A 26574-nucleotide genomic window follows, 5' to 3' on the forward strand; every position below is an offset into this window, starting at 1 on the left:
TTACTCCTTGTTATCCGCAGGTTTCAGCACGTCGGGCAGGTAGGCGCGGTGAAAGCCGTTGTACGACTCGGCGCTTTTCGCCTTGCCCAGCGTCCAGGCGCGGCTGCCCTGGCTGGCGGCGCCGTCGATGCGCACGGTGTTGCCGCTGATGAAGTTGGCGCCCGGGGTGAGCAGAAAGACGATGGCCGAGGCCACTTCCGATTCGGTGCCGATGCGTTGCAGCGGTACGTGATCCTTGAGCGAGCGGATCATGTTTTTCATCGAGTCGGGGTAGGTGTCCATGCCGCTTGAGGCGATCCAGCCCGGCGCCACGGCATTGACCCGCACGCCGGCGTAGCCCCATTCCACGGCGGCGGTTTTGGTGAAGTTTTCCATGCCGGCGCGGGCGGTGCCGGAGTGGCCCATGCCGGGCATGCCGCCCCACATGTCGGCGAGCATGTTGACGATGCTGCCACCGTGTTTGCTCATGCTCTGGCTGAACACTTCGCGGGCCACCAGAAAGCCGCCCACCAGGTTGGTGCGCACCACGGTTTCAAAGCCTTTCTGATTGATCGACACCAGCGGCGCCGGGTATTGGCCGCCGGCATTGTTGACCAGGTGGTGAATGCGCCCGTGCTCGCTCAGCACCTCGGCGACCATCGCCTTGACCACCTCTTCTTCACGAATGTCGCAGGCCTTCCAGCTGGCGCTGCCGCCATCGGCAATGATTTCTTCGGCAGTGGCCTGCAGCTTTTCCCACTTGCGCCCGATCAGCACCACATGGGCGCCGAGAAACGCCAATTCATGCGCCGTGGCCCGGCCAATGCCGCTGCCGCCGCCGGTGACCATGATGGTTTGGCCGCTGAAGAGGTTGGGCTTGTAGATGGAGTCGTAGGTCATGTTCGGCTCTCGATTTTTGTACGTGTGGGAGCGGCTTCAGCCGCGATGCTCTTCAAGGCAACAGCATCGCGGCTGAAGCCGCTCCCACAGGGTCGCGTTGCTCACTTCAATTTATCTGCCAACGCCTGCGGCACCGGCACCGGGAATTCCAGCAGTTGCTGGGCAAACGCTTTGCCTTGCGGGTCGATGCGCAGGCTGGCGACACCGCCGCCGCCGAGGGCGTTTTCCAGCAGGAAGTTGAAGCCGTGGCAACCAGGCAAATACCAGCGGCTGACGCGCCCGGTCATGGGGTCGAGTACGTGGCGCATCCAGTCGACTACCGCTTCCACGGTCAGCGCCGCCGCGATCCAGGGCAGGTACTCAGCCTCGCGGGCCATCACGCCGATGTTGCTGTGGTTGCCTTTGTCGCCGGAGCGCGCCACGGCCAGTTTGATCAGCGGCACGCTGGCGTCGGCCAGTTCCACCGCCACGGGCGCTTCCTCGCCTTCGCGCAGGTCGGCGATGTTCAGCGCATCGACAGCGGGCAGGGTGACGGGGTGGCGTTCGCCGTTGATGTCGACGCTGAGCTCGCACGCGGTTTTGTCGGCGAGAAACGAGAAGAGGCGAATCACCGGGTACACGGTCGGGCGGCCGCCAACGATGCCGGTCAGACCAGGCGCCATGCCGGTCGCTGCCTGGGCAATTTCGCGGGAGAACAGAATCAGGGCTTCTTTCTTGGCGTGGCGCACGGCCAGTTTCACCACCACTTCGCGACTGTCGTGGCGCTGGCCGTGGGGGCCGTACGTGGCTTCGCTGCCGAGCAATTCAACGTGGGTTTCCACGTAACCGGGCCAGCCACGGTCGGCGAACATTTCGGCGGTTTTATTAAGGATGGCCTGGCTGACGCGCTCGGTTTTTTTCACCGCATCGATGCCGGCAATCAGGCAACTGGCGGTGCAGCGGAAACCGTCGGGGTAGGTGGCCGACACTTTGTACTGCGGCGTAGGCGGCAGCCCTTTGGCGCCCTGAACGTGCACGCGGTCGGTGTCGACCTGGCTGAGCTGCACCTGGGTGAAATCGCACACCACATCGGGCAACAGGTACGCGCGGGGGTCGCCGATTTCGTAGAGCATCTGCTCGCCAACGGTAAATGGCGTGACCAGGCCGCCGGTGCCCGCGGGTTTGCTGACCACAAAGCTGCCGTCGGCGACGACTTCAATCAGCGGGAAACCGATGTGCTCGTAGTTCGGCACACTTTCCCAGTCAGTGAAATTGCCGCCGGTGCACTGCGCGCCGCATTCAATGATGTGGCCGGCGAGGGCGGCTTGGGCGAGTTTGTCGTAGTCCTGCCAGCTCCAGCCGAACTCGTGCACCAGCGCGGCGCTGACCACGGCGCTGTCGACCACACGGCCGGTGATGACAATGTCGGCACCCAGGGCCAGCGCTTCGACAATGCCCGGCGCGCCGAGGTAGGCGTTCACCGACACGCACATCGGCGGCAACGGCTGCTCGGTGAACATTTCGCGGGCGCCGGCTTTATAGAAGTCGGGGAGTTTGCTTTGCAGGTTGTCGCCATGCAGCACGGCAATTTTCAGCGCCACCCCGGCTTTCTCGCAGGCCGCCGCCAGCGCGGTGGCGCAGGCTTGCGGGTTGACGCCGCCGGCGTTGCTGATGACGCGAATTTTCTTGTTGGCGATGGTGTGCAGCAGAGGGGCGAGCACCTCGATGAAGTCGCCGGCGTAGCCTTGTTCCGGGTTCTTCATGCGCGCGCCGGCCATGATCGACATGGTGATTTCGGCCAGGTAATCGAACACCAGGTAATCCAGCTCGCTGCCATTCACCAATTGGGCGGCGGCGGTGGAGGTGTCGCCCCAGAACGCGGAAGCGCAGCCGATGCGTACGGTTTTAGTCATTGGAATTGTGCCCGTTTGCCGATCGATATGCCGACCATACCAAGCAAGCGCTTGGTTATGGAAGCCCTGTTTTTGTCTTTCTCAACGAAAGCACGGCCAAGCGCTTGCTTGGTAAACCCTTCACGCTTAAATTTCACCAATGCCGACAAGCACTTGCCACCTTTAAGGCCGGGCGTTGGGCTAGGGGGAATACGCGTGGATGAGCAACAAGCCCAAACGGTGATGCACGACCTGGTGGTCGCCGGTCAGGTAACCGACCCGGACAGCGCGCGCGGCAAACTGCTGCAAACCGCTGCCCACCTGTTCCGCAGCAAAGGCTACGACCGCACCACGGTGCGCGACCTGGCAGGCGCGGTGGGTATTCAATCGGGCAGCATCTTTCATCACTTCAAGAGCAAGGACGAGATTCTTCGTTCGGTGATGGAGGAAACCATCCGCTACAACACCGCCCTGATGACCGCCGCCCTGGCCGACGCCAGCGACGTGCGCGAACGCGTGTTGGCGCTGATCCGCTGTGAACTGCAATCGATCATGGGCGGCACCGGCGAGGCCATGGCGGTGTTGGTGTATGAATGGCGGTCGCTGTCGCCGGAAGGGCAGGCGTACATCCTGGATTTGCGTGACACGTATGAGCAGATTTGGCTGGCCGTGCTGCAAGAGGCCAAGGACGCCGGGTATTTCACTGGGGATCCGTTTGTGCAGCGGCGGTTTCTGACCGGGGCGTTGTCGTGGAGTACGACGTGGTTTCGGGCGGATGGGCCGATGAGTTTGGATGAGTTGGCGAAGGAGGCGTTGAGTTTGGTGATTAAGGGGTAGGGTGGTTTTTATCGTCATACCAAATGACTCTGGTTTTGCGCCTTACGCGCATCTCAACCTACCTCCGTCATCCTCGCGAACGCGGCGGTCCGACGATTCGGGATCCAGAATTTGGAGTCGAGCACCGGGCAGCGGCATTCGTTATTCGTTATTCATTACCGTATTCGCTGAACGTTTGGTTTCGCGCCTTACGCGCGAGTCACTTTTGTCATTGCCGGTATGCCGGACCACTCAAAAGTAACCAAAAACGCTAGCCCCTACCTTGGCCTTCCGCTGCGCTCCAGGTCCCCTCATTCCATCGCCACTCCGGGGGCCGTCACAACGGGCCATCCATGGCCCGATGTTCCTTTCGCGGCTCCCGGCCGCTCAACCCCCTGCGCACCGACTCCATTCGGCCTGCGATGAGCGGGGCGGGTAGATCACAAGCCAAGTCACAAGCAAGATCAACGGCTTAGATCACAAACAAAATCAAAGGCTTGGATCACAAGCGTTAGATCAAATGCTCGCGGCTGAAGCCGCTCCTACAGACGGCACATTTCCTGTAGGAGCGGCTTTAGCCGCGATGTTTTTCTTCCTTCACACCTCTTGTCGGTCTCCATTGACCAGCCCCTGTGGATTTAGGTTTACTGTATACCCATACAGTAATTTCCGATTGAGCTTTACCATGTTTCCTACCTCTCCTTCTCTTGCTGACTCCGCTGTGGCAGGCAATGTCGTCTCTCTTGATGCGTTGCTGGAGCGTCGTCGTGTGTGGAAGGGTCGCGCCATGCCGCAGCAGGCGGGGCATATCGCGACGGGGCATGCGGGGTTGGATGCGTTGTTGCCGACCGGCGGCTGGCCGGAGGGGGCGTTGAGTGAAATTTTGCTGGGCGCGCCCGGCGTTGGCGAGTTGCAGCTGCTGTGGCCGACCCTGGCGCGCTTGACCTCAGCCGGTGAGCGCGTGGTGTTGGTGGCGCCGCCGGGGGTGCCGTTTCCGCAGGCGTGGCTCGCGGCCGGGGTGGATTTGCGCTGGGTCAGCATCATTCAAGCCAATGGCCGCGATGCGTTGTGGGCGACGGAGCAGTGTTTGCGTTCGGGCAGTTGCGGGGCCGTGGTGGGCTGGCCACAGCAGGCGGATGACCGCGCGCTGCGTCGGTTGCAGGTGGCGGCGGAAACCGGGCAAACCCTGGCGTTTGCTTATCGCTCGCTGAAGGAGGCGGTGAACCCGTCGCCGGCTGCGCTGCGCATTGCCATCGACACCCAGCCGGCGCAGTTGCGGGTGCTCAAGTGCCGGGGCGGGTTGGCGCCGGCCATGCCTGTGCCTTTGGCGCGTTGAGGCGGTTATGCGTTGGGTGTGCATTGTGTTGCCGCAGTTGGCGTTGGATGCCGTGTTACGGGCTTGCGACAACCCCGAGGCGCCGCTGGCGTTGATCAGCGGCACGCCCCAACGCCGGGTGCTGCAAGCGGTGAACGACGCCGCCCGCGAGCTGGGCTTGAAGCCGGGGCAAAGCCTGACCACCGCGCTGGCCCTGAGCCGTGAGTTCGTTCAGGTGGAATACGACCACAGCGCCATCGCCAAGTGGCATCAGTTCCTCGCCGCCTGGGCGTATTCCTTCAGCTCCCAGGTCAGCTTGCGTTATCCGCGTGCCGTGCTGCTGGAGATCGAGTCCAGCCTCGCGTTGTTTGGCCCGTGGCCGCGTTTTGAGGCGCGCTTGCGCAGCGAATTGACGGCCCTGGGCTTTCGTCATCGCCTGGTGGCTGCGCCCAATCCCGTGGCCGCGCGCATGCTCGCCAATGCCTATGACGGCCTGGCCGTGAGCGACAGCCAGGCGCTGCACGAGGTGCTCGGCGCCATGCCGCTCAATCGCCTGGGGCTGGACAGCAAAACCGCCAGTTCCCTGGCGCGCATGGGTCTGCGTCGTCTGCACGATGTGCTGGCGCTGCCCCGGCATACCTTGGCCAAGCGCTTCGACGCCGCGCTGCTGTTGCACCTGGACACCTTGCTCGGCCAGCGCGCGGTGGCGCTCGATTGCTACCAGCCGCCGGAGCATTTCGAGATACGCATCGAGCTGAACTTCGATGTGGAATCGACCCAGGCACTGCTCTTTCCCCTGCGCCGTTTAACCGCCGACCTGGCGGCTTTCCTGGCCGGGCGTGACAGCGGCGTGCTGGGGTTTGTGCTGCACCTGGAGCATGTCGACGGCACGCGCAGCCAGGTCGACGTCGGCCTGCTCAGCGCCGAGCGCGAGCCGAACCTGCTCTTTGAACTGGCCCGTGGTCGCCTGGAACGGCTGGTGGTGCAGGCGCCGGTGCGGGCCATCAGTTTGCAAGCCAAAGATCTGCCCGCCTTTGTGCCCGAACACCGCGAGCTGTTTGACGAGCGCCCGCAACAATCGGTGCCCTGGGCGCAACTGCGCGAACGCCTGCGCGCGCGTTTGGGCGATGACGCCGTGCATGGCATTCAGGCACACGCCGACCACCGGCCTGAATGCGCCTGGCTGGCCAACGACAGCACCAAGGCACCACCAGTGACCGCCAACGCCGCGCGCCCCGGCTGGCTGCTGACCGAAGCACAGCCCTTGCGCGAGCGGGCGCCGCAGGTGCTGGCCGGCCCCGAGCGCATTGAGTCTGGCTGGTGGGACGGTGGCGACATCCGCCGCGACTATTACCTGCTGCAAACCCGCAGCGGCCAGCGTGTGTGGGCCTATCGCAGCGTCAGCAGCCGCGAAGAAGCGGGGCCGTTTATGGTCCAGGGCTGGTTTTCATGAGCGCCTATGCCGAGCTGCATTGCCTGAGCAACTTCAGTTTTCAGCGCGGTGCCTCCAGCGCCAAAGAGCTGTTCGAACGGGCCAAACGCCACGGTTACCAAGCGCTGGCGATTACCGACGAATGCACCCTGGCCGGCATTGTGCGGGCCTGGCAGGCAGCCAAAGAAACCGGGCTGCCGCTGATTATCGGCAGCGAATTCAGCTTGGAAGACGGCCCGAAAATTGTGCTGCTGGCAGAAAACCTCAGCGGCTATCAACACCTGTGCCGGCTGATTACCCAAGGCCGACGCCGCAGCGAAAAAGGCCAGTACCGGGTGCTGCGCGAAGATTTCGACGGGCCTCTGGATGGCCTGTGCGCCTTGTGGCTGGCCGACCTGGCAGACGACGTCGACGAACAGGGCGCCTGGCTGCGTGCGCGCTTTGCGCCAACGCTGTGGCTGGCCGTGGAGCTGCATTGCGGGCCGGACGATGACCGTCGGCTACAGAATTTGCTGAGCCTGTCCGAGCGCTTGAATATTCCCGCCGTCGCGACCGGCGATGTGCACATGCACGCCCGTGGCCGCCGTGCCCTGCAAGACACCATGACCGCCATCCGCCACCACTGCACCGTGGCCGAGGCCGGGCTGCGTTTGTTTGCCAACGGCGAACGACACCTGCGGCCCTTATCTGCACTGGCGGCGTTGTACCCACCGGCGCTGCTGGCCGAAACCGTGAACATCGCCGCGCGCTGCACCTTCAGCCTCGACCAGCTGAAATACGAATACCCGCGCGAGCTGGTGCCAGAAGGCCACAGCGCTAGCTCCTGGCTGCGTCACCTGACTGAAAAAGGCATGCGCTGGCGCTGGCCGGAAGACATTCCGCAAAAGGCCATCGACCTGGTGGAACGCGAGTTGGCGCTGATCGCCGAGCTGAAGTACGAAAGCTATTTCCTCACCGTGCACGACATCGTGCGCTTCGCCCGTGGTGAAGGCATTCTCTGCCAGGGCCGTGGCTCGGCGGCCAACTCGGCGGTGTGTTTTTCCCTGGGCATCACCGAAATCGACCCGGCGCGCATGAATATGCTGTTCGAGCGCTTTCTTTCCAAAGAACGCAACGAGCCGCCCGACATCGACGTCGACTTCGAACACGACCGCCGCGAAGAAGTGCTGCAATACATCTTCCAGCGCTACGGCCGGGGCAGGGCGGCGCTCACCGCCGTGGCCAGCACTTATCACGGCGCCGGCGCGGTGCGTGACGTCAGCCGCGCCCTCGGTTTGCCGCCCGACCAAATCAATGCCCTGGCCGACTGCTGCGGGCGCTGGAGCAAAGACGGCCCGCCGCTGGACGACCTCCGCGAAGCCGGCTTCGACCCCACCTTGCCGGAACTGCGCCGGGTGCTGGCGTTAACGGGCGAGCTGATCGGCTTTCCCCGTCACCTGTCTCAACACCCCGGCGGCTTCGTGATTTCCGAGCAGCCGTTAAGCACCCTGGTGCCGGTGGAAAACGCCGCCATGGCCGAGCGCACCATCATTCAATGGGACAAAGACGACCTCGACCTGGTGGGCCTGCTCAAGGTCGACATTCTCGCCCTGGGCATGCTCAGCGCCATTCGCCGCACCTTTGACCTGATCAACTACCACCGAGGCCGAAAGTGGACCCTGGCGACCCTTCCCGCCGAAGACCCGGCCACCTACGAAATGATCAGCCGCGCCGACACCATCGGCGTGTTCCAGATCGAATCCCGCGCACAAATGGCCATGCTCCCGCGCCTGCGCCCGAGAACGTTCTACGACCTGGTGATTCAGGTCGCCATCGTGCGGCCGGGGCCGATTCAGGGCGACATGGTGCATCCGTACCTGCGCCGGCGTAATAACGAAGAGGAAGTGACCTATCCCTCCGAGGCCTTGCGCGCCGTGTTTGAGCGCACCCTGGGCGTGCCGTTGTTTCAGGAGCAGGTGATGGAGCTGGCGGTGGTGGCGGCCGGTTATTCCCACGGCGAGGCCGATCAGCTACGACGCTCCATGGCCGCCTGGAAACGCCACGGCGGCCTGGAACCGCACCGTGAACGGCTGACCAGCGGCATGCTCGAACGCGGCTACAGCGCCGAGTTTGCCGCGCGTATTTTCGAGCAGATCAAAGGCTTCGGCAGCTACGGCTTCCCCGAATCCCACGCCGCCAGCTTCGCCTTGCTCACCTACGCCAGTTGCTGGCTCAAATGCCACGAACCGGCGGCGTTCATCTGCGCCCTCATCAACAGCTGGCCCATGGGCTTCTACAGCCCTGACCAACTGCTGCAAGACGCCCGCCGCCACGGCATCGAAATCCGCCCGGTGGATGTACAAATCAGCACCTGGGATTGCTCCCTGGAATTTGCCGACGATGACCCGCAGCGCAGCGGCGACCCGGCCATTCGCATGGGCATGCGCATGATCAAAGGCATGCGCCAGGACGACGCCGAGCGCGTGGTTGAAGTGCGGGCGCGCGGGCCGTTCGTAAACGTCAGCGAACTGATCCAACGCGCCCACCTTGACGCCCGCGCCCGCGAACTGCTTGCCGACGCCGGCGCCCTGCGCAGCCTGGCCGGCCACCGGCACAACGCCCGCTGGGCCGTGGCCGGCGTCGAAGCCCAGGCGCCGCTATTCGCCGACTTGCCCTTAATAGACGACAGCGTCGCCTTGCCCGCGCCGAGCGTGGTGGAAAACGTGTGGGTCGACTACGCCACATTGGGCACCACACTCGGCCCGCACCCCTTGCGCCTGCTACGCAGCGAACTGCGCAACCGCCGCTGCCGCAGCTCAGCGGAACTGGCCGTTACCGAAGACGGCAGCAACGTACGGGTGGCCGGCCTGGTGCGCGGCCGCCAACGGCCACAGACCGCCAGTGGCGTGATATTCGTCACCCTTGAAGACGAATTTGGCATGGTCAACGTCGTGGTCTGGAACGACCTGGCTGAACGGCAACGGCGGGTGCTGGTCGGCTCCAGCCTCATGCAAGTTGAAGGGAAGCTGGAAGCCAAAGATGGCGTGCAACACCTGATCGCCAAACGCCTGTACGACCTCACGCCGCTCTTGAGTGGGCTGGACGTGAGTAGTCGGAATTTTCATTAAACCCAAAAGCATCGCGGCTAAAGCCGCTCCCACAAGAGCCAACGCCGAACCTGTAGGAGCGGCTTCAGCCGCGATGCTTTGGATCTGCCGCTTCTGATCTGGCTTGTGATCTGGCTTGTGATCTGGCTTGTGATCTACCCGCCCCATTCATCGCAGGCCGAGTGGAGTCGACGCGTAGGGGGTTGAGCGGCCGGGAGCCGCGAAAGGCGTGTCGGGCCATGGATGGCCCTTATCGCGGGGACGCCTAGTCCGGCCCCCGGAGTGGCGACGGAGGGAGGGAAGTCGGAGCGAAGCGTAGACCCAAGGTAGGGGCAAGCGTTTTTGCTTACTTTTTCATGGTCCGGCATACCGGCGACTGGAAAAAGTGAGTCGCGCGTAAGGCGCGAAACAAAACGTTCAGGCACACGGTAATGAATACCTCCGTCCGTACCCAATGCATACGACTCAAAACTCTGGATCCCGAATTGTCGGACCACCGCGTGCGCGAGGATGACGGAGGTTTGGTTGAAAAGCGCGTAAGGCGCGAAAAGAATGTTCAGCGCACTCGGTAATGAATACCGCCGCACTTCACATCGGTGTACGGCTGGAAACTCTGGATTCCCGCCTGCGCGGGAATGACGGGGGTTTGTGCCACCACCTCGTTCGACTGGAAACTCTGGATCCCGAATCGTCGGACCGCCGCGTGCGCGGGGTGACGGAAGTTCGGCGTCGAGCGGGGTGGTGGGATAGCGGGGGGGGGGCACCTTACCCCCGGAAATACCGCTGCGGTACAAACGGCGTCTTCGCCACCTTCATCGGCACCCGCTTGCCCCGCACCAACGCCCACACCGTGTTCTCCAGCGCATTGTGCCCCGCATCCACATACCCCATCGCCAACGGCGCACCCAGGCTAGGCCCAAAACCACCGCTGCACACACGGCCAATCACCACCCCATCGGCATCCACAATCTCGCAGCCCTCACGCACCGGCGTGCGCTCCTGCGGGAGTAGGCCGACGCGCTTGCTCGCCACGCCATCCTGCTGCTGCGCAAACACCCGCGCCGCGCCAGGGAAACCACCGGCCCGGGCACCATCGGCGCGGCGGACTTTGGAGATGGCCCACAGCAGTCCGGCTTCAATCGGCGTGGTGTCGGTGTTCATGTCGTGGCCGTACAGGCACAGGCCGGCTTCCAGGCGCAGCGAGTCGCGGGCGCCGAGGCCGATGGCTTGTACTTCCGGCTCGGCCAGCAGGGCGCGGGCGAGGGTGTCGGCCTGGTCGGCGGGAATGGAAATCTCGTAGCCGTCTTCGCCGGTATAGCCCGAGCGGCTGACGAAACAGTCCACGCCCAGCAGCGTCACCGGGCGGAAGTTCATAAAGGTCATGCCCGCCACTTCCGGCGCCAGGCGCGCCAGCACCGTGACGGCGGCCGGGCCTTGCAGGGCGAGCAGGGCGCGGTCGAAGTGGGCGATCACTTCGCACTGGCCGCTCAGGTGCTGTTGCAGGTGGGCCAGGTCCTGGTCTTTGCAGGCGGCGTTGACCACCAGGAACAGCGTGTCGTCCCCAAGGTTGGCCACCATCAGGTCATCGAGAATGCCGCCGTTTTCGTTGGTGAACATGGCGTAGCGCTGCATGCCCACGGGCAGGTCGATGATGTCTACCGGCACCAGGGTTTCCAGGGCGCGGGCGGCGTTGGCGCCGCGCAGCACGATCTGGCCCATGTGCGACACATCGAACAAGCCGGCCTGGTCGCGGGTGTGCTGGTGTTCCTTGAGCACGCCGAGCGGGTATTGCACCGGCATGTCGTAGCCGGCGAACGGCACCATGCGCGCACCGAGTTCCAGGTGCAGGGCGTGGAGAGGGGTTTTGGCCAGGTTTTCGGTGGACATGGGTTTGCTCCTTGAAATGTGTTCTGGCGGGGGAAAGGCCCCTCACCCTAACCCTCTCCCGCCGGCGGGAGAGGGGACTGATCTATGGGGTATTCGATTTATCGGCCCGCTCGCCAATCTGCTCCCCTCGCCCGTGCCGGGAGAGGGGCTGGGGGTGAGGGCAGCAGGCGACGCGGTGTTCAACATTCAATAATGTTCACCGCCAACCCGCCCCGCGCCGTTTCTTTGTATTTGTTGTTCATGTCGGCGCCGGTCTGGCGCATGGTGCGGATCACTTTGTCGAGGGAGACGAAGTGCTGCCCGTCGCCACGCAGGGCCATGCGCACGGCGTTGATGGCTTTCACCGAGCCCATGGCGTTGCGTTCGATGCACGGCACCTGCACCAATCCGCCGATGGGGTCGCAGGTGAGGCCGAGGTTGTGTTCCATGCCGATTTCCGCAGCGTTTTCCACTTGCGCCACGCTGCCACCCATCACTTCGCACAAGGCGCCGGCGGCCATGGAACAGGCCACGCCCACTTCACCCTGGCAGCCCACTTCGGCACCGGAGATGGAGGCGTTTTCTTTGTACAAGATGCCGATGGCAGCGGCGGTGAGCAGAAAGCGCACCACGCCGTCGTCGTTGGCGCCGGGAATGAAGCGCACGTAGTAATGCAGCACCGCAGGCACGATGCCGGCCGCGCCGTTAGTGGGCGCGGTGACCACGCGGCCGCCGCTGGCGTTTTCTTCATTGACGGCCAGGGCGTACAGGTTCACCCAATCGAGTACCGACAACGCATCGCGCAGCGAAGCTTCCGGGCTGTTGCGCAATTGCCGGTACAGCGCCGCTGCTCGCCGTTTCACTTTTAACCCGCCGGGCATGATGCCTTCGTTGTGGCAGCCGGCTTCGACGCAGTTCTGCATCACTTGCCAGATATACAGCAGCCTAGCGCGGGTTTCGGCTTCCGGGCGCCAGGCGCTTTCGTTGGCGAGCATTACCTGGCTGATCGACAGGTTATGGGCGGAGCAATGGCCCAGCAGCTGTGCGCCGGTGGTGAACGGATGGGGCAGCACGGTGCTGTCTTCAACAATGCGGTCGGCGCCGGCGGCGTCTTCGTCCACCACAAAACCACCACCGACGGAGTAGTACTCGCGGCTGCGCAGTTGCAGGCCTGCCTCGTCGAAGGCACGGAAGATCATGCCGTTGGGGTGCTGCGGCAAGGGTTTGCGGATCATCGCCAGGTGTTGTTTTTCCACAAAGGCGATGGATTTTTCGCCCAGAAGATTGAGCTGGCCGCTTTTACGAATGGTTGCCAGACGGGCGTCGACGGTGGCGGTGTCGACGGTGTCGGGCTGTTCGCCTTCCAGGCCGAGCAACACCGCTTTGTCGCTGCCGTGGCCTTTGCCCGTGGCGCCAAGCGAGCCGTAGAGCTCGACTTTCACGCTGTGGGTGGCGCCGAGCAGGTCGTCGCGGCGCAGCCCTTCGGCAAACCGCGCGGCGGCGCGCATGGGCCCGACCGTGTGGGAGCTGGAGGGGCCGATACCGATCTTGAACAGGTCAAACACGCTGAGTGCCATACAGACCTCGGGTTATGCGGCGGGGCGTATCGCGGCTGAACCGGACTGCCGGTCCGGCTTTCCGGTTCAGCCGCGATTGCTTTATTACTCAGCGTATTCGCTGATCGACGGGCAGGAGCAGACCAGGTTGCGGTCGCCGTAGACGTTGTCGATGCGTGCCACGGGCGGCCAGTACTTGGCTTCCACCAGACTGGCCACCGGGTAGGCGGCTTGCTCGCGGCTGTAAACGTGCGGCCATTCGCCGAGCAGTTCCTGAGCGGTGTGCGGGGCGTTTTTCAGCGGGTTGTCCTGGGCGTCTGCTTCGCCGCGTTCGATGGCGCGAATTTCGTTGCGGATGCTGATCATGGCGTCGCAGAAGCGGTCCAGCTCTTCCTTGGATTCGCTTTCGGTCGGCTCGATCATCAGGGTGTTGGCCACGGGGAACGACATGGTCGGCGCGTGGAAGCCGTAGTCGATCAGGCGCTTGGCCACGTCATCAACGCTGATGCCGCTGGTTTCTTTCAGCGGGCGCAGGTCGAGGATGCATTCGTGCGCCACCAGGCCATTGCTGCCGGCGTACAGCACCGGGAAGTGCTCTTCGAGGCGGTTGGCGATGTAGTTGGCGCTGAGAATGGCCAGCTGCGAAGCGCGTTTGAGGCCTTCGCCGCCCATCATTTTCATGTACATCCACGAGATCGGCAGGATGCTCGCGCTGCCAAACGGCGCGGCGCTGACGGCGCCTTCTTTGCGATGCATATGGCCGTGGCCTGGCAGGAACGGCGCCAGGTGCGATTTCACGCCAATCGGGCCAACGCCCGGGCCGCCACCACCGTGGGGAATGCAGAAGGTTTTGTGCAGGTTCAGGTGAGAAACATCGCCGCCGAACTTGCCCGGTGCGCAGAGGCCGACCATGGCGTTCATGTTGGCGCCGTCGATGTACACCTGGCCGCCGTTGTCGTGAATGATCGCGCAGATTTCGCGGATTTCTTCTTCGAACACGCCGTGGGTGGACGGGTAGGTGATCATCAACGCGGCGAGGCGGTCTTTGTGTTCCAGGGCTTTGGCGCGCAGGTCTTCCACGTCAACGTTGCCACGGGCGTCGCAGGCGGTGACCACCACGCGCATGCCGGCCATGTTGGCGGTCGCCGGGTTGGTGCCGTGGGCCGAGGAGGGGATCAGGCAGATGTCACGCTCGCCCTGGCCACGGCTGGCGTGGTAGGCGCGAATGGCCAGCAGGCCGGCGTATTCACCTTGCGAACCGGCGTTGGGTTGCAGCGACACGGCGTCGTAACCGGTGGCAGCGCAGAGCATGGCTTCCAGTTCGTCGGTGAGCTGCTGGTAGCCCTGGCTTTGCTCGGCCGGCACGAAGGGGTGCAGGGCACCGAATGCGCTCCAGGTGACGGGCTGCATTTCGCTGGCGGCGTTGAGTTTCATGGTGCACGAGCCCAGCGGGATCATGGTGCGATCCAGGGCCAGGTCTTTGTCCGCCAGGCGACGCAGATAGCGCATCAGCTCGGTTTCCGAGTGATAGCGATTGAACGACGGGTGCTGCAGGAAGCTGGACGAGCGCAGCAAGGCGTCGGGCAGTTGCAGGCCGGTGTTGGCAGCGAGGGCGGCGAAATCCGGCAGCGCCTGGCCATCAGTGGCGAACAGGGCCCACAGGGCTTCGATGTCGGCCTGTGTGGTGGTTTCGTCGAGCGACAGGCCCAGTTGCGCGGCGTCGATCTGGCGCAGGTTGATCTGCGCGGCCCACGCCTTGGCGTGCAGCTCGGCAGTACGGGCGCCCGTGTTCAGCGTCACGGTGTCGAAGAAGTGCTGTTGCGCGACCGGCAAGCCCAGCTGCGCCAGGCCTTTGGCGGCGATCACGGTGAGCACGTGCACACGCTTGGCGATGTCGGTCAGGCCCTGCGGGCCGTGGTACACGGCGTACATACCGGCGATGTTGGCGAGCAGAACCTGCGCGGTGCAGATGTTGCTGGTGGCCTTTTCGCGGCGGATATGTTGCTCGCGGGTCTGCATGGCCAGACGGAAAGCCGGCTTGCCGTGACGGTCGATAGACACGCCGACCAAACGGCCCGGCATGTCGCGCTTGAATGCGTCGCGGGTGGCGAAGTAAGCGGCGTGCGGGCCGCCAAAGCCCAGCGGCACGCCGAAGCGTTGGGCGCTGCCCAGTGCCACGTCGGCATCGAACTCGCCCGGCGGGGTCAGCAAGGTCAGGGCCAGCAAATCAGCGGAAACGGCCACCAGCGCGCCGACGGCGTGGAAGCGTTCCACTAGGGCGCGGTAGTCGAAAATGTCGCCGTTGCTGGCCGGGTATTGCAGCAGGCAACCAAAGTAGGCAGAGAAGTCTTCAATGGCGGTTTCGTCGCCCACCACCACGTCAATGCCCAGCGGCTCGGCGCGAGTGCGCAGCACGTCGAGGGTTTGCGGGTGGCAGTGTTGCGAAGCGAAGAAGGCCTGGCTGGCTTTGTTTTTCGCCAGACGCTTGCAGAAGGTCATGGCTTCGGCTGCGGCGGTGGCTTCGTCGAGCAACGAGGCGTTGGCGATTTGCAGGCCGGTGAGGTCGCAGATCATGGTCTGGAAATTCAGCAGCGCTTCCAGGCGCCCTTGGGAAATTTCTGGCTGGTACGGGGTGTACGCCGTGTACCAGGCCGGATTTTCCAGCAGGTTACGCAGGATCGGCGCCGGGGTCAGGGTGCCGTAGTAGCCCTGGCCGATGTAGGTTTTGAACTGCTGGTTCTTGTCGGCGATGGCTTTGATTTCTGCCAGGGCAGCGGTTTCGCTCAGGCCTTCGGGCAGGTTCAGCACGCTGGTGCCCTTGATGCTGTCGGGGATCACGCTGGCGCTCATGGCTTCCAGCGAGTCGTAGCCCAGGCGTTGCAGCATGGCGGCGATATCACGCTCACGCGGGCCAATGTGACGGGCGATGAATTCGTTACGGGTGTCGAGAGAAATGGTCATTATCGTCGTCTCAGGCGTCGTCGTTGGCTTTCAGCAGGCGGTCGTAGGCGGCTTGGTCGAGCAGAGTGGCCAGCACGCTGTTATCGGCCAGCTTCATGCGGAAGAACCAGCCGGCGCCAAGGGCATCTTCGTTCACGGTTTCCGGCGCGTTTTCCAGGGCGGCGTTCACTTCAATCACTTCGCCGTCCACCGGCATGGCGATGGTGCTGGCGGCTTTCACCGACTCCAGCACCGCCACTTCGCTGCCCGTGGCATGGGCGCCGAGCTCCGGCAATTGCACAAACACCACATCACCGAGGGCTTCTTGAGCGTAGGGCGTAATGCCGACGGTAACCAGGCCGTCACTGTCCAGACGCAGCCACTCGTGTTCGCTGGTGAATCGCAATTCGCTCATGTCGCTTCCTATGGTCAAGGGCGTGCCCGCTTTTATAAAGGCTAGCGGGGCATCGCTTGGAGTAATGGCTATAGCTGTTAGCAAGGGCGGTGCCAGGTTGGGTGGCCGCAAGCAGGGCGCGGCTTTGCGGGGTGTGGGGGATTTCGGCGCCAGCGGGTGTGGAATGAAAACGATACGGCGACGTGGCAGTCGCACGCTAGATTGCTTTCGACCCTTGAAGCACCTAGCTGTCGCGGACCATGTAATGAATTCGTTCCGGTGTATTGATAGCGTTACAACGCGGGCGTAGGGGAACCCGAGCGGGCAGGGGGCAGTCAGTAAAAGTCCTGCCCTTGGAAAATAGGATGTTTGCCATGCAACAGCTCTCTCGCTCTTTGCTCGCCGCCGCTTTGACCGTGTGCGCCCTGGGCACCGCTCAGGCTGCCGACTCGCTCACCGTTGATCTCAACCAGGCCACGGAAAAAGGCGCAGGCGCGGCGGTGGGCAAGGTGGTGGTCACCGAATCGAAGTACGGCCTGGTCTTCACCCCGACGCTGGAAGGCCTGCAACCGGGCGTTCACGGTTTTCACCTGCACATGAACCCGAGCTGTGACGCGGCTGAAGTGGACGGCAAACTGACCCCGGCCGGCGCGGCGGGTGGGCATTGGGATCCGAAGAAAACCGGTAAGCATGGGTATCCATGGGAAGACGGCAACCATCTGGGCGACTTGCCGGCGTTGTTCGTGACGGCCGACGGCAAGGCCACCCAACCTGTGCTGGCGCCGCGTTTGAAGAAGCTTTCGGAATTGGAAGGGCATGCGTTAATGGTGCATGCCGGTGGTGATAACCACGCGGATCATCCGGCGCCGTTGGGCGGTGGCGGGGCTCGGTTTGCGTGTGGGGTGATTAAGTGAGTGGGTTGGCGGTCTAGCTCTTTCTAATCCGAAATACTGGATCCCGAATCGTCGGACCGCCGCGTTCGTAGGATGACGGGTATAAAGGGGATGACTGGTAGGGACGGTACGACTCACGTAGCCCCAACCACCGTCATTCCCGCGCACGCGGGAATCCAGAGTTTCGGATGTGGCGCTTATCACGAAGCTCCCACCTTTCCTCTTGGGCATGACAGTGGTTGGCCTTGGAGCGGCGTCCAGTCCGAAATACGGGATCCCGAATCGTCGGACCGCTGCCTACGCGGGGATGACGGGTGTAAAGGGGATGACTGGTAGGGACGGTACGACTCACGTAGCCCCACCACCGTCATTCCCGCGCACGCGGGAATCCAGAGTTTCGGATGTGGCGCTTATCACGAAGCTCCCACCTTTCCTCTTGGGCATGACGCGGTTGGCCTTGTAGCGGCGTTCAGTCCGAAATACTGGATCCCCGCTTCGCGAGGATGACGGGTGTAAAGGGGATGACTGGTAAGGACGGTACGACTTACGTAGCCCCAACCACCGTCATTCCCGCGCAGCCGACTCTGCGACGATCCAGAATCCAAAGCTCCGGTTTAACCGCCTATTTCGAAATCCCATACTTCCTAAGCCGCTTGGCAATCGCCGTATGCGACGTCATCAACCGCGCCGCCAACTGCCGGCTCGATGGATAGCTGGCGTACAGCTTCTCCAATAGCCCCCGCTCAAACCCGTCCACCGCTTCCTCCAAGCTGCGCACCTCGCCATCGCCCGGCGTGGCGACGGCCGTGCTGGCGATATCCAGATCACCCACGTCCACCAACGGGCTGTCGCACACGGCGGCGGCGCGGAAGATGACGTTTTGCAGTTGCCGCACATTGCCCGGCCACGGGTTGCTCAGCAGCGCCGGGTAAGTGCCAGGCGTAAGGCGGCAGATGGGGCGCTGAATCTGGGCGCAGGCTTGCTGCATAAAGTGGCGGGCGAGCACCAGAATGTCGTGGCCGCGCTCGCGCAACGGCGGTACTCCCAGGGTCAGCACGTTGAGGCGGTAGAACAGGTCTTCACGAAAGCTGCCCTGGCTGACCATGTGTTCCAAGTCGCGGTGGGTGGCGCTGAGGATGCGTACATCCACCTTCATTTCCCGATCGCCGCCCACGCGGCGGAAGCTGCCGTCGCTGAGAAAGCGCAGCAGCTTGGCTTGCAGGTAGGGCGACATTTCACCGATTTCGTCGAGAAATACCGTGCCTTGGTGCGCCAACTCCAACAGACCGGGCTTGCCGCCGCGTTGGGCGCCAGTAAAAGCGCCGGGGGCATAGCCGAACAGTTCGCTCTCGGCGAGATTTTCCGGCAGTGCTGCGCAGTTCAACGCCAGAAACGGCGCGTTACGGCGTGGACTCAGAGCGTGGCAAGCGCGGGCGACCAATTCTTTGCCGGTGCCGGTTTCGCCACGAATCAGTAGCGGCGCATCAAGGGTGGCGATGCGCTGGGCGCGGGCTTTGAGGTTGCGCACTGGCTGCGAGTCGCCAAGCAGCGAGTCGAAACCTTCGGCGTGATCGTGGTGCAGCGCCGACAGCCGCTCGCCGATGCGGTTGGGCAGGTAAAGCGTGAGGAGGCCGCCGGCCAGGTGCGGTTGCTCGCTGGCCAGGTTGTCGGTGATGGGCATGGCATCCAGCAACAGCGCCTGGCCTTTTAACGACACTTCGCGCATGGGCAGGCGAAAGCCGTGGTCGATCAACGCCTGTTGTAGGCCTTCGTCGTCGAACAACGCAGTGAGCGGTTCGCCCGCCGCTTCGTGGCCGCACAGCGCGGTGAGGGCCGGGTTGGCCAGAAGCACGTGGCCGGAATCGTCCACCGCCAGCACCGGATCGGTCATGGCCGCGAGCAGGGCGTCGAGCTGCAGGCGGCGGCGCTGGCCGGGCAGGATGTCGACCACGTTCATGCTCTGCACACCGTTTATTTGCAGCAACGCGTCGCGCAATTCTTCGAGCACTTGCGGGCTCAGGGTCGGGGCGTCGATGTAGACGTTGGGCGGAATCATCTCCACGGCATCCAGGTTGAGATTGCGCCCGCCAAGCAGGGCGAGTACTTCCTGGGTGATACCAACGCGGTCAATAAAGGTGACGTGAATGCGCATGCGGGTGGCGGCGTCTGCGTGAAAAATGACCGGGCAAGTATGCCCGTTTACCGCCCGGCTTGGCCAAGCCGGTAATGCTGATCGCCGGCCATGCCGCAGCGCGGGTGGCTTGCGCTACAATGCGCGCCGATTTCGACCACCGCACACATCACCGACCTCCGAGACCCGTCGCCCATGTCCGCCTGCCAGACTCCTATCATCGTCGCCCTGGATTTCCCCACCCGCGAAGCTGCATTGCAGCTGGCCGATCAGCTCGATCCTGCGCTGTGCCGGGTCAAGGTCGGCAAGGAGTTGTTCACCAGCTGCGCGTCGGACATCGTCACCACCCTGCGTGACAAAGGCTTCGAGGTGTTCCTCGACCTGAAATTTCATGACATCCCCAACACCACCGCCATGGCAGTAAAAGCCGCGGCGGAAATGGGCGTGTGGATGGTGAACGTGCACTGCTCGGGCGGCCTGCGCATGATGGCGGCCTGCCGCGAAACGCTGGACAAGTTCAACGGCCCGACGCCGCTGCTGATTGGCGTCACCGTATTGACCAGCATGGAACGTGAAGACCTAGCCGGTATCGGTCTGGATATCGAGCCGCAGGAGCAGGTATTGCGCCTGGCCGGGTTGGCGTCGAAGGCGGGCATGGATGGGCTGGTGTGTTCGGCCCAGGAAGCGCAAGCGTTGAAAGCGGCGCACCCGAATCTGCAGCTGGTAACGCCCGGCATCCGTCCGACGGGCAGCGCGCAAGACGATCAGCGCCGCATCCTCACGCCGCGTCAGGCGCTGGATGCGGGGTCGGATTACTTGGTGATTGGTCGTCCAATCAGCCAGGCCGCCAGCCCTTCGCAAGCGCTGGCGGCAGTTGTGGCTGAATTGGCGTAACGCCCAGAAGGGCTCGTTTTTGAGCCCTTTGGGCTTTCAACTTTATTGCGCCGGCATGGCTATGATGCCCTGATCCGCTTGCATGCCGGGCTTCGCGCTTGATGTGCTTTCCCCTGATTGGATATATGACTCGTCGGACTGAACATTCAGGCCGGCGAACTTCATTTCGCGGGTTGGAAGGTTAGTACCCAGATACGTCCATTCGGCGTTACTGGTTTTATTGGTTGGGAAATAGCTATACCGCCCAGATGCCTTGAGACGGAAATACTCGACGTCGTGGGTGTGCGGGTTGTTATAGACGAAGAATTCACCGCCCAAAGCCTCTGAGAGATTGTTGGGGTTCCACTGCCTGATAGGCCGGGTGGCTTGCTCCATATCGGGAAGGTCCGTTCCCAAGTATTCCCACGTCTCGTTGTCCCGCTGATTGATGGGGAAAGCCCCATAACTACCGTTTGCGGCGACATTTACCAGGCGCATGTACTCAAGGCGCCTGCTGTAGGGGTTGTCGTAGACGAAGATCTGGCCGAACTCGCCTACGTGGTCACCCCACTCGCTGGTTCCTAGAACCTTCTGGCTCAATATCCGAGCGTCGTCATGTAGGCCTTTGTCTACCAGCGTTTTGACTACCCATGGCCAATAGTGGCTAAGACGCACATGACCCCAACCACGGAACGATGTGCCCACCAACGCGCGTTTGCCGTTGGCTTCACGCAGGAATATGCCCGCCCCGGAATCTCGAATTGGCGGGTCAATGTTTCGGGACCAGTCAGGCAGACCAGCGGTAAGGATGATCGCGTCGTCGACGTCAAAGTACGCGAAACCAGGTCCGGCCACGTCAAAGAGATACGAGAAGGTATTGGCGAACTCAAAGTCCGACATCATGTATGCGGCCATGGAGCGGTAGATGAGTGGAGGCCCATCGGGAACCACATCGCCCGCGCTGAGGTTGCCCTTGTATGTGCTCCAATCGACGTAAGCATCAATTAGGCGCATCTGCCGGTTGGCTCTCTGGCCGGGAAATACGCCTAATGAGTCTGTGGTGTAGAACTCCAGGCGGGCTCCCTCGGTAAGCGAGTCATTGCCATTAATCAGCTTTTTGCGTTGCTCGGCGTAACTGGCGACCGGGGCGGTCTCGATGGACGAGGAGCCGCCAAATTTTTCGTCCGTGATGAATACGCTAACGTTGCCCCACACGTTTTGAATGGTGGGAAAGGGAATCGTCGTGCCGGAATAGTTGAGTCCGGTCTTGCGATGGAAGTAACCGGTGGAATAAAGGCATTCGGCAGACGAGATCACGACACGCGGCGTAACCAAAGTTCCAGAACACTGGTATTGGTTGCCAACGGCCCAATCGGGAACCTCATTACCCGTGAGTAATTTTCCGTTGTGCGAGGCATGGGCGGCGGACGCTAGCGTCAGACTGGCGCAACAAGCCAGGCTGAGGGCGGTAAGGCGGGGAGTGGTGAGCCTGTTCATGGCATATGTCCCTGATGTGGAGATGAGGTGGCGCCGGGCCCGCATAAGGTGTTGCGGGACCCGGAGCGCCAGACTCGCTCACCACATAAAGGCAATAAGCAGGCTGTCTCTGAGGCGTGAAGGAACGTCTTCTTCGTGCGTAAGGTTTTTTTCGCCGAGGGGTATGAGAAAGGGATGGGCATTTAGCGCAAAGGTGCGCGAGGCTATGGCTGAGCTGGCGTTATCGAGAAACTAACCCCGTGGGAGCGAGCTGCTCGCGAAGCGGTACCAAGGCCAACGCTCATGGTCGGCACGCGCATCCATTCGCGAGCAAGCTCGCTCCTACGGTGCGGATAGTTCGTCGTCAGGCCCCGGGAAGCTCAAAGGCCGCCAACGCAAACCCCTGATCGTCCACCTGCAACGCCCAGCCCTGTTTATCCCAATCGCCCAACACGATTCGTCGTGCCGCTTCGCCGTCTACTTGCAAACGGTGAACGGCGGGGCGGTGGGTGTGGCCGTGGATCAGGGTGCGCACGCCGTATTGCGCCATCAGACGCGGCACTTCTTCAGGCGTAACGTCGACGATATCCGCCGCTTTCATCCGCGTTTGTGCGCTGCTTTCCTTGCGCAGTTTGCGCGCCAGCCGTTCGCGCGTGCGGCGCGGCAGGTTGCGCAAAATGAACAGGGTCAGCGGGTGGCGCAAGTAGCGGCGCAGGCGCATATAGGCTTCATCGCGGGTGCACAGGCTGTCGCCGTGCATCAGCAAAACCGGTTCGCCGCCCAGTTCGATTTTCGTCGGGTCGGCCAGCAAGGTGCAGCCGGCGGCGCGGCAAAAACCTTGGCCGAGCATAAAGTCGCGGTTGCCGTGCATCAGGTAGATGGCGGTGCCGCTGTCGCTCAATTCGCGCAGGGCCTGGGCGATCGAGGCTTGAAACGGGGTCATGGCGTCGTCGCCAATCCACGCTTCGAAGAAATCGCCAAGGATATAAAGGGCGCCGGCCGTGCGGGCGCGGCCGGCGAGAAAATGCACAAACGCCCGGGTAATGTCCGGGCGTTGTTCTTCAAGGTGCAGATCCGAGATCAGAAGAGTGATCAAACGGCTTACTCAGCAACGATCTCGGCGCGTTCGATGATCACGTCATCAACCGGTACGTCCTGGTGGCCGGACTTCATGGTGGTGGCCACGCCTTTGATTTTGTTGACTACGTCCATGCCTTCAACCACTTCACCGAATACGGTGTAGCCCCAGCCTTGAACGGTCGGCGCGCTGTGGTCGAGGAAGTTGTTGTCGGAAACGTTGATGAAGAACTGCGCGGAGGCCGAATGCGGCTCCATGGTGCGGGCCATGGCCACGGTGCCTACTTTGTTGGAGAGGCCGTTGTTGGCTTCGTTCTTGATGGTGGCGCGTGTGGCTTTCTGCTTCATGCCAGGCTCGAAACCGCCGCCTTGAATCATGAAATTGCTGATAACGCGGTGGAAAACGGTGTTGTCGTAATGGCCAGCCTTCACGTATTCCTCGAAGTTGGCAACGGTCTCTGGCGCTTTGTCAGCGAACAGGTTCAGGGTGATAACGCCGTGGTTGGTGTGCAGCTTGATCATGGGAAAAATCCACTCTGTCGACAAATTCGAAGGCCTGTCAGGGGGTTGACAGCTTCGGCTATGATAAGCGCTTTGTTTTGGTCGGCCTACCCTGGCTGCGCACCTGTACGTTCAAGGATCCTATGAGCAAGCCTACTCACGACTCCGCCGCCGTTCCTGCTGCTGATGGCAAAGCTGCCCCCGTTGTTCCTGCCAATTTCCTGCGCCAAATCGTTCAGGCTGATCTCGAATCCGGCAAACACACCCAGATCGTCACCCGTTTTCCGCCGGAGCCTAACGGTTACCTGCACATTGGCCACGCCAAATCGATCTGCGTGAACTTCGGCCTGGCCGAGGAGTTTGGTGGCGTGTGCAACTTGCGCTTCGACGACACCAACCCGGCCAAGGAAGACCAGGAATACATCGACGCCATTAAAAGCGACGTGCAGTGGCTGGGTTTCCAGTGGAACGGCGATGTGCGTTACGCCTCGCAGTATTTCGACCAGTTGCATGACTGGGCCGTTGAGCTGATCAAGGCCGGCAATGCTTATGTGGATGACCTGAGCCCCGAGCAAGCCAAGGAATACCGCGGCACGCTGACCGAGCCTGGCAAGAACAGCCCGTTCCGTGACCGCTCGGTTGAGGAAAACCTCGATCTGTTCGCGCGCATGAAAGCCGGTGAATTCGAAGATGGCGCTCGCGTGCTGCGCGCCAAAATCGACATGGCGTCGCCCAACATGAACCTGCGCGACCCGATCCTCTATCGCATTCGTCACGCCCATCACCACCAGACCGGCGATACCTGGTGCATTTACCCGAACTACGACTTCACCCACGGCCAGTCGGACGCCATTGAAGGCATCACCCATTCCATTTGCACCCTGGAATTCGAAGGCCATCGCCCGCTGTATGAATGGTTCCTGGAGCACCTGTCGGTCCCGGCCACGCCGCGTCAGTACGAGTTCTCGCGCCTGAACCTGAGCTACACCGTGACCAGCAAGCGCAAGCTCAAGCAACTGGTTGACGAGAAGCACGTCAATGGCTGGGACGACCCGCGCATGTCGACGCTGTCGGGCTTCCGCCGTCGCGGTTACACGGCTGCGTCTATCCGCAAATTCTGCGAAATGATCGGCACCAACCGTTCCGACGGCGTGGTCGATTTCGCCATGCTCGAATTCGCCATTCGTGACGACCTCGACCACAACGCGCCGCGCGCCATGTGCGTGCTGCGTCCGTTGAAAGTGGTGATCACTAACTACCCGGAAGGTCAGGTCGAAAAACTCGAGCTGCCCTGCCACCCGAAAAACGACATGGGCGTGCGCGCCTTGCCGTTCGAGCGCGAAATCTACATCGACCGCGACGACTTCATGGAAGAGCCGCCAAAAGGCTACAAGCGCCTGGAGCCGGGCGGTGAAGTGCGCCTGCGCGGCAGCTACGTGATTCGCGCCGACGAAGCGATCAAAGACGCCGACGGCAACATCGTCGAGCTGCGTTGTTCCTACGACCCGGACACCCTCGGCAAAAACCCGGAAGGCCGCAAGGTCAAAGGCGTGATCCACTGGGTGCCGGCTGCGGCGAGCATCGAGTGCGAAGTGCGCCTGTACGACCGCCTGTTCCGCTCGCCAAACCCGGAGAAAGCGGAAGAGGGCAAAAGCTTCCTCGACAACATCAACCCCGATTCGCTGCAAGTGCTCACCGGCTGCCGCGCCGAGCCGTCGCTGGCCCAGGCCAAGCCGGAAGACCGCTTCCAGTTCGAGCGTGAAGGTTACTTCTGCGCCGATATCAAAGACTCGCAACCTGGCCGGCCGGTGTTCAACCGCACCGTGACCCTGCGCGATTCGTGGGCGTGAGGACATAACGTGCTTTCGATTTACAACACGCTGACCAAAACCAAAGCGCCGTTCAAACCCCTGGATGGCAACAAGGTGCGCATGTACGTGTGCGGCATGACCGTGTACGACTACTGCCACCTCGGCCACGGTCGCAGCATGGTAGCGTTCGACCTGATCACCCGCTGGTTGCGTTTCAGCGGCTATGACCTGACGTACGTGCGCAACATCACCGACATCGACGACAAAATCATCAACCGCGCCCGCGAAAATGGTGAGAGCTTCGACGCCCTGACCGCGCGCATGATCGATGCGATGCACGAAGACGAAGCGCGCCTGAGCATCAAAAAGCCGGACATGGAACCGCGCGCCACCGACCATATCGACGGCATGCACGCGATGATCCAGACCCTGATCGACAAGGGTTACGCCTACGCCCCCGGCAATGGCGACGTGTACTACCGCGTCAACAAGTTCCTCGGCTACGGCAAGCTCTCGCGCAAGAAGGTTGAAGACCTGCGCATCGGCGCCCGTATCGAAGTGGACGAAGCCAAGGAAGACCCGCTGGATTTCGTGCTGTGGAAAGGCGTGAAGCCCGGCGAGCCGAGCTGGGAATCGCCGTGGGGCGCGGGCCGTCCGGGCTGGCATATTGAATGCTCGGTGATGTCCACCTGCTGCCTGGGTGACACCTTCGACATTCATGGCGGCGGCAACGACCTGGAATTCCCGCACCACGAAAACGAGATTGCCCAGAGCGAGGCGGCCACCGGCCAGCCTTACGCCAACGCCTGGATGCACTGCGGCATGATCCGTATCAACGGCGAGAAGATGTCGAAGTCGTTGAACAACTTCTTCACCATTCGCGACGTGCTGGAAAAGTATCAGCCTGAAGTGGTGCGCTACCTGTTGGTATCGAGCCACTACCGCAGCTCGATCAACTATTCCGAAGACAACCTCAAAGAAGCCAAGGGCGCGCTGGAGCGGTTCTACCACGCGCTCAAAGGGTTGCCCTCGGTGCCGGCTGCCGGTGGTGAGGCATTCGTTGAACGCTTCAGCGCCGCCATGAACGACGACTTCGGCACGCCGGAAGCGTGCGCCGTGTTGTTTGAAATGGTCCGCGAGATCAACCGCCTGCGCGACAGCGACGCTCAGGCCGCTGCCGGTTTGGCCGCACGCTTGAAAGAGCTCGCCAGCGTGCTGGGCGTGTTGCAGATGGAGCCGGACGACTTCTTGCGTGCCGGCGCCGAAGGGAAAGTGGACGCCGCGCAAGTAGACGCCTTGATCGCCGCGCGCCTGCAAGCGCGTGCCGACAAGAACTGGGGCGAATCCGACCGCATCCGCGACCAGCTCACCGCCATGGGCGTGGTGCTGGAAGATGGCAAGGGCGGGACCACCTGGCGCTTGGCGGATTGATCCTTAGCGCATCACAAAAAACCCGCCGATTGGCGGGTTTTTTGTGGGTGGATTCTTTCGCGATCCTGTAGGAGCGACGTCAGTCGCGGTCCCTGGAAGAGGTAACCCGGCGACGGACCGCATAACGGCCATCGCGACTGAAGTCGCTCCCACAGTTTAAAAGCCACGCGAAGTGCTGGCCGGGAGATCGTTAGCGCATCACAAAAAACCCGCCGATTGGCGGGTT

The 26574-nt window shown here is 62.5% G+C and carries 18 protein-coding genes; 8 read left to right on the top strand and 10 right to left on the bottom strand.

Features of this window, described 5'->3' with window-relative positions; genetic code table 11:
- Together ACZZZU_RS00615 and ACZZZU_RS00620 are read right to left on the bottom strand one after the other, a co-directional pair.
- Entirely contained in the window at positions 1–879 is an 879-nt protein-coding gene (locus ACZZZU_RS00615) for an SDR family oxidoreductase (RefSeq protein ID WP_463549396.1), read from the bottom strand.
- A 101-nt stretch (positions 880–980) separates the two neighbouring features.
- On the bottom strand, positions 981–2771 hold the full coding sequence (locus tag ACZZZU_RS00620; protein WP_463549397.1) for an acyclic terpene utilization AtuA family protein: 1791 nt from the start codon (positions 2769–2771) through the stop codon (positions 981–983).
- Positions 2772–2966: 195 nt separating this feature from the next.
- Between ACZZZU_RS00620 and ACZZZU_RS00625 the strand changes: the two genes are divergently transcribed.
- The 4 genes from ACZZZU_RS00625 to ACZZZU_RS00640 all read left to right on the top strand — a co-directional run bounded on the left by ACZZZU_RS00625 (position 2967) and on the right by ACZZZU_RS00640 (position 9420).
- Entirely contained in the window at positions 2967–3587 is a 621-nt protein-coding gene (locus tag ACZZZU_RS00625) for a TetR/AcrR family transcriptional regulator (RefSeq protein ID WP_463549398.1), read from the top strand.
- Positions 3588–4251: 664 nt separating this feature from the next.
- Positions 4252–4902, top strand: a complete 651-nt coding sequence (gene imuA, locus ACZZZU_RS00630) for a translesion DNA synthesis-associated protein ImuA (RefSeq protein WP_463549399.1) — start codon at positions 4252–4254, stop codon at positions 4900–4902.
- A gap of 7 nt (positions 4903–4909) precedes the next feature.
- Entirely contained in the window at positions 4910–6334 is a 1425-nt protein-coding gene (locus ACZZZU_RS00635) for a Y-family DNA polymerase (RefSeq protein ID WP_463549400.1), read from the top strand.
- On the top strand, positions 6331–9420 hold the full coding sequence (locus tag ACZZZU_RS00640; protein ID WP_463549401.1) for an error-prone DNA polymerase: 3090 nt from the start codon (positions 6331–6333) through the stop codon (positions 9418–9420). Before ACZZZU_RS00635 ends, ACZZZU_RS00640 begins: the two co-directional genes overlap by 4 nt.
- Before the next feature lie 744 nt (positions 9421–10164).
- Here ACZZZU_RS00640 and gcvT read toward each other — a convergent pair.
- The 4 genes from gcvT to gcvH form a co-directional block, all read right to left on the bottom strand.
- Positions 10165–11286, bottom strand: coding sequence for a glycine cleavage system aminomethyltransferase GcvT (gene gcvT / locus ACZZZU_RS00645; protein WP_463549402.1), 1122 nt, complete (start codon positions 11284–11286; stop codon positions 10165–10167).
- A gap of 179 nt (positions 11287–11465) precedes the next feature.
- Positions 11466–12842 (bottom strand): L-serine ammonia-lyase, encoded by a 1377-nt coding sequence (locus tag ACZZZU_RS00650; RefSeq protein ID WP_463549403.1) that lies wholly within the window; start codon positions 12840–12842, stop codon positions 11466–11468.
- Positions 12843–12926: 84 nt separating this feature from the next.
- Positions 12927–15782, bottom strand: coding sequence for an aminomethyl-transferring glycine dehydrogenase (gcvP, locus tag ACZZZU_RS00655; RefSeq protein WP_463549404.1), 2856 nt, complete (start codon positions 15780–15782; stop codon positions 12927–12929).
- A 10-nt stretch (positions 15783–15792) separates the two neighbouring features.
- A complete protein-coding gene (gcvH, locus tag ACZZZU_RS00660; RefSeq protein ID WP_122495353.1) occupies positions 15793–16176 on the bottom strand; it encodes a glycine cleavage system protein GcvH in 384 nt (127 codons plus the stop codon).
- Between the two features lie 353 nt (positions 16177–16529).
- On the opposite strand from gcvH, the gene sodC reads away from it, so the two are divergent.
- Positions 16530–17069 (top strand): superoxide dismutase [Cu-Zn] SodC, encoded by a 540-nt coding sequence (gene sodC, locus ACZZZU_RS00665; RefSeq protein ID WP_463549405.1) that lies wholly within the window; start codon positions 16530–16532, stop codon positions 17067–17069.
- A 601-nt stretch (positions 17070–17670) separates the two neighbouring features.
- Here sodC and ACZZZU_RS00670 read toward each other — a convergent pair.
- Positions 17671–19200, bottom strand: a complete 1530-nt coding sequence (locus ACZZZU_RS00670; RefSeq protein ID WP_463549406.1) for a sigma-54-dependent transcriptional regulator — start codon at positions 19198–19200, stop codon at positions 17671–17673.
- 174 nt (positions 19201–19374) lie between these two features.
- Here ACZZZU_RS00670 and pyrF point away from each other — a divergent pair, with 174 nt between their 5' ends.
- On the top strand, positions 19375–20073 hold the full coding sequence (gene pyrF / locus ACZZZU_RS00675; protein WP_463549407.1) for an orotidine-5'-phosphate decarboxylase: 699 nt from the start codon (positions 19375–19377) through the stop codon (positions 20071–20073).
- Between the two features lie 42 nt (positions 20074–20115).
- Here the strand turns inward: pyrF and ACZZZU_RS00680 are convergent, their stop codons facing one another.
- The 3 genes from ACZZZU_RS00680 to ACZZZU_RS00690 all read right to left on the bottom strand — a co-directional run bounded on the left by ACZZZU_RS00680 (position 20116) and on the right by ACZZZU_RS00690 (position 23127).
- Positions 20116–21549, bottom strand: a complete 1434-nt coding sequence (locus ACZZZU_RS00680; RefSeq protein ID WP_463549408.1) for a hypothetical protein — start codon at positions 21547–21549, stop codon at positions 20116–20118.
- A gap of 343 nt (positions 21550–21892) precedes the next feature.
- Positions 21893–22621 carry a UDP-2,3-diacylglucosamine diphosphatase gene (lpxH, locus tag ACZZZU_RS00685; RefSeq protein WP_463552083.1) on the bottom strand — a complete coding sequence of 243 codons (729 nt, stop codon included), beginning with the start codon at positions 22619–22621 and terminating at the stop codon, positions 21893–21895.
- 8 nt (positions 22622–22629) lie between these two features.
- Positions 22630–23127 (bottom strand): peptidylprolyl isomerase, encoded by a 498-nt coding sequence (locus tag ACZZZU_RS00690; protein WP_122495364.1) that lies wholly within the window; start codon positions 23125–23127, stop codon positions 22630–22632.
- A 122-nt stretch (positions 23128–23249) separates the two neighbouring features.
- Here ACZZZU_RS00690 and ACZZZU_RS00695 point away from each other — a divergent pair, with 122 nt between their 5' ends.
- The gene (locus ACZZZU_RS00695; RefSeq protein ID WP_463549409.1) at positions 23250–24956 is read left to right on the top strand and encodes a glutamine--tRNA ligase/YqeY domain fusion protein; all 1707 of its coding nucleotides are present in this window, start codon (positions 23250–23252) and stop codon (positions 24954–24956) included.
- Positions 24957–24965: 9 nt separating this feature from the next.
- Positions 24966–26348 (top strand): cysteine--tRNA ligase, encoded by a 1383-nt coding sequence (cysS, locus tag ACZZZU_RS00700; RefSeq protein WP_463549410.1) that lies wholly within the window; start codon positions 24966–24968, stop codon positions 26346–26348.
- Positions 26349–26574: the final 226 nt, after the last annotated feature.

It is taken from the genome of Pseudomonas sp. AC136 (assembly GCF_979258585.1).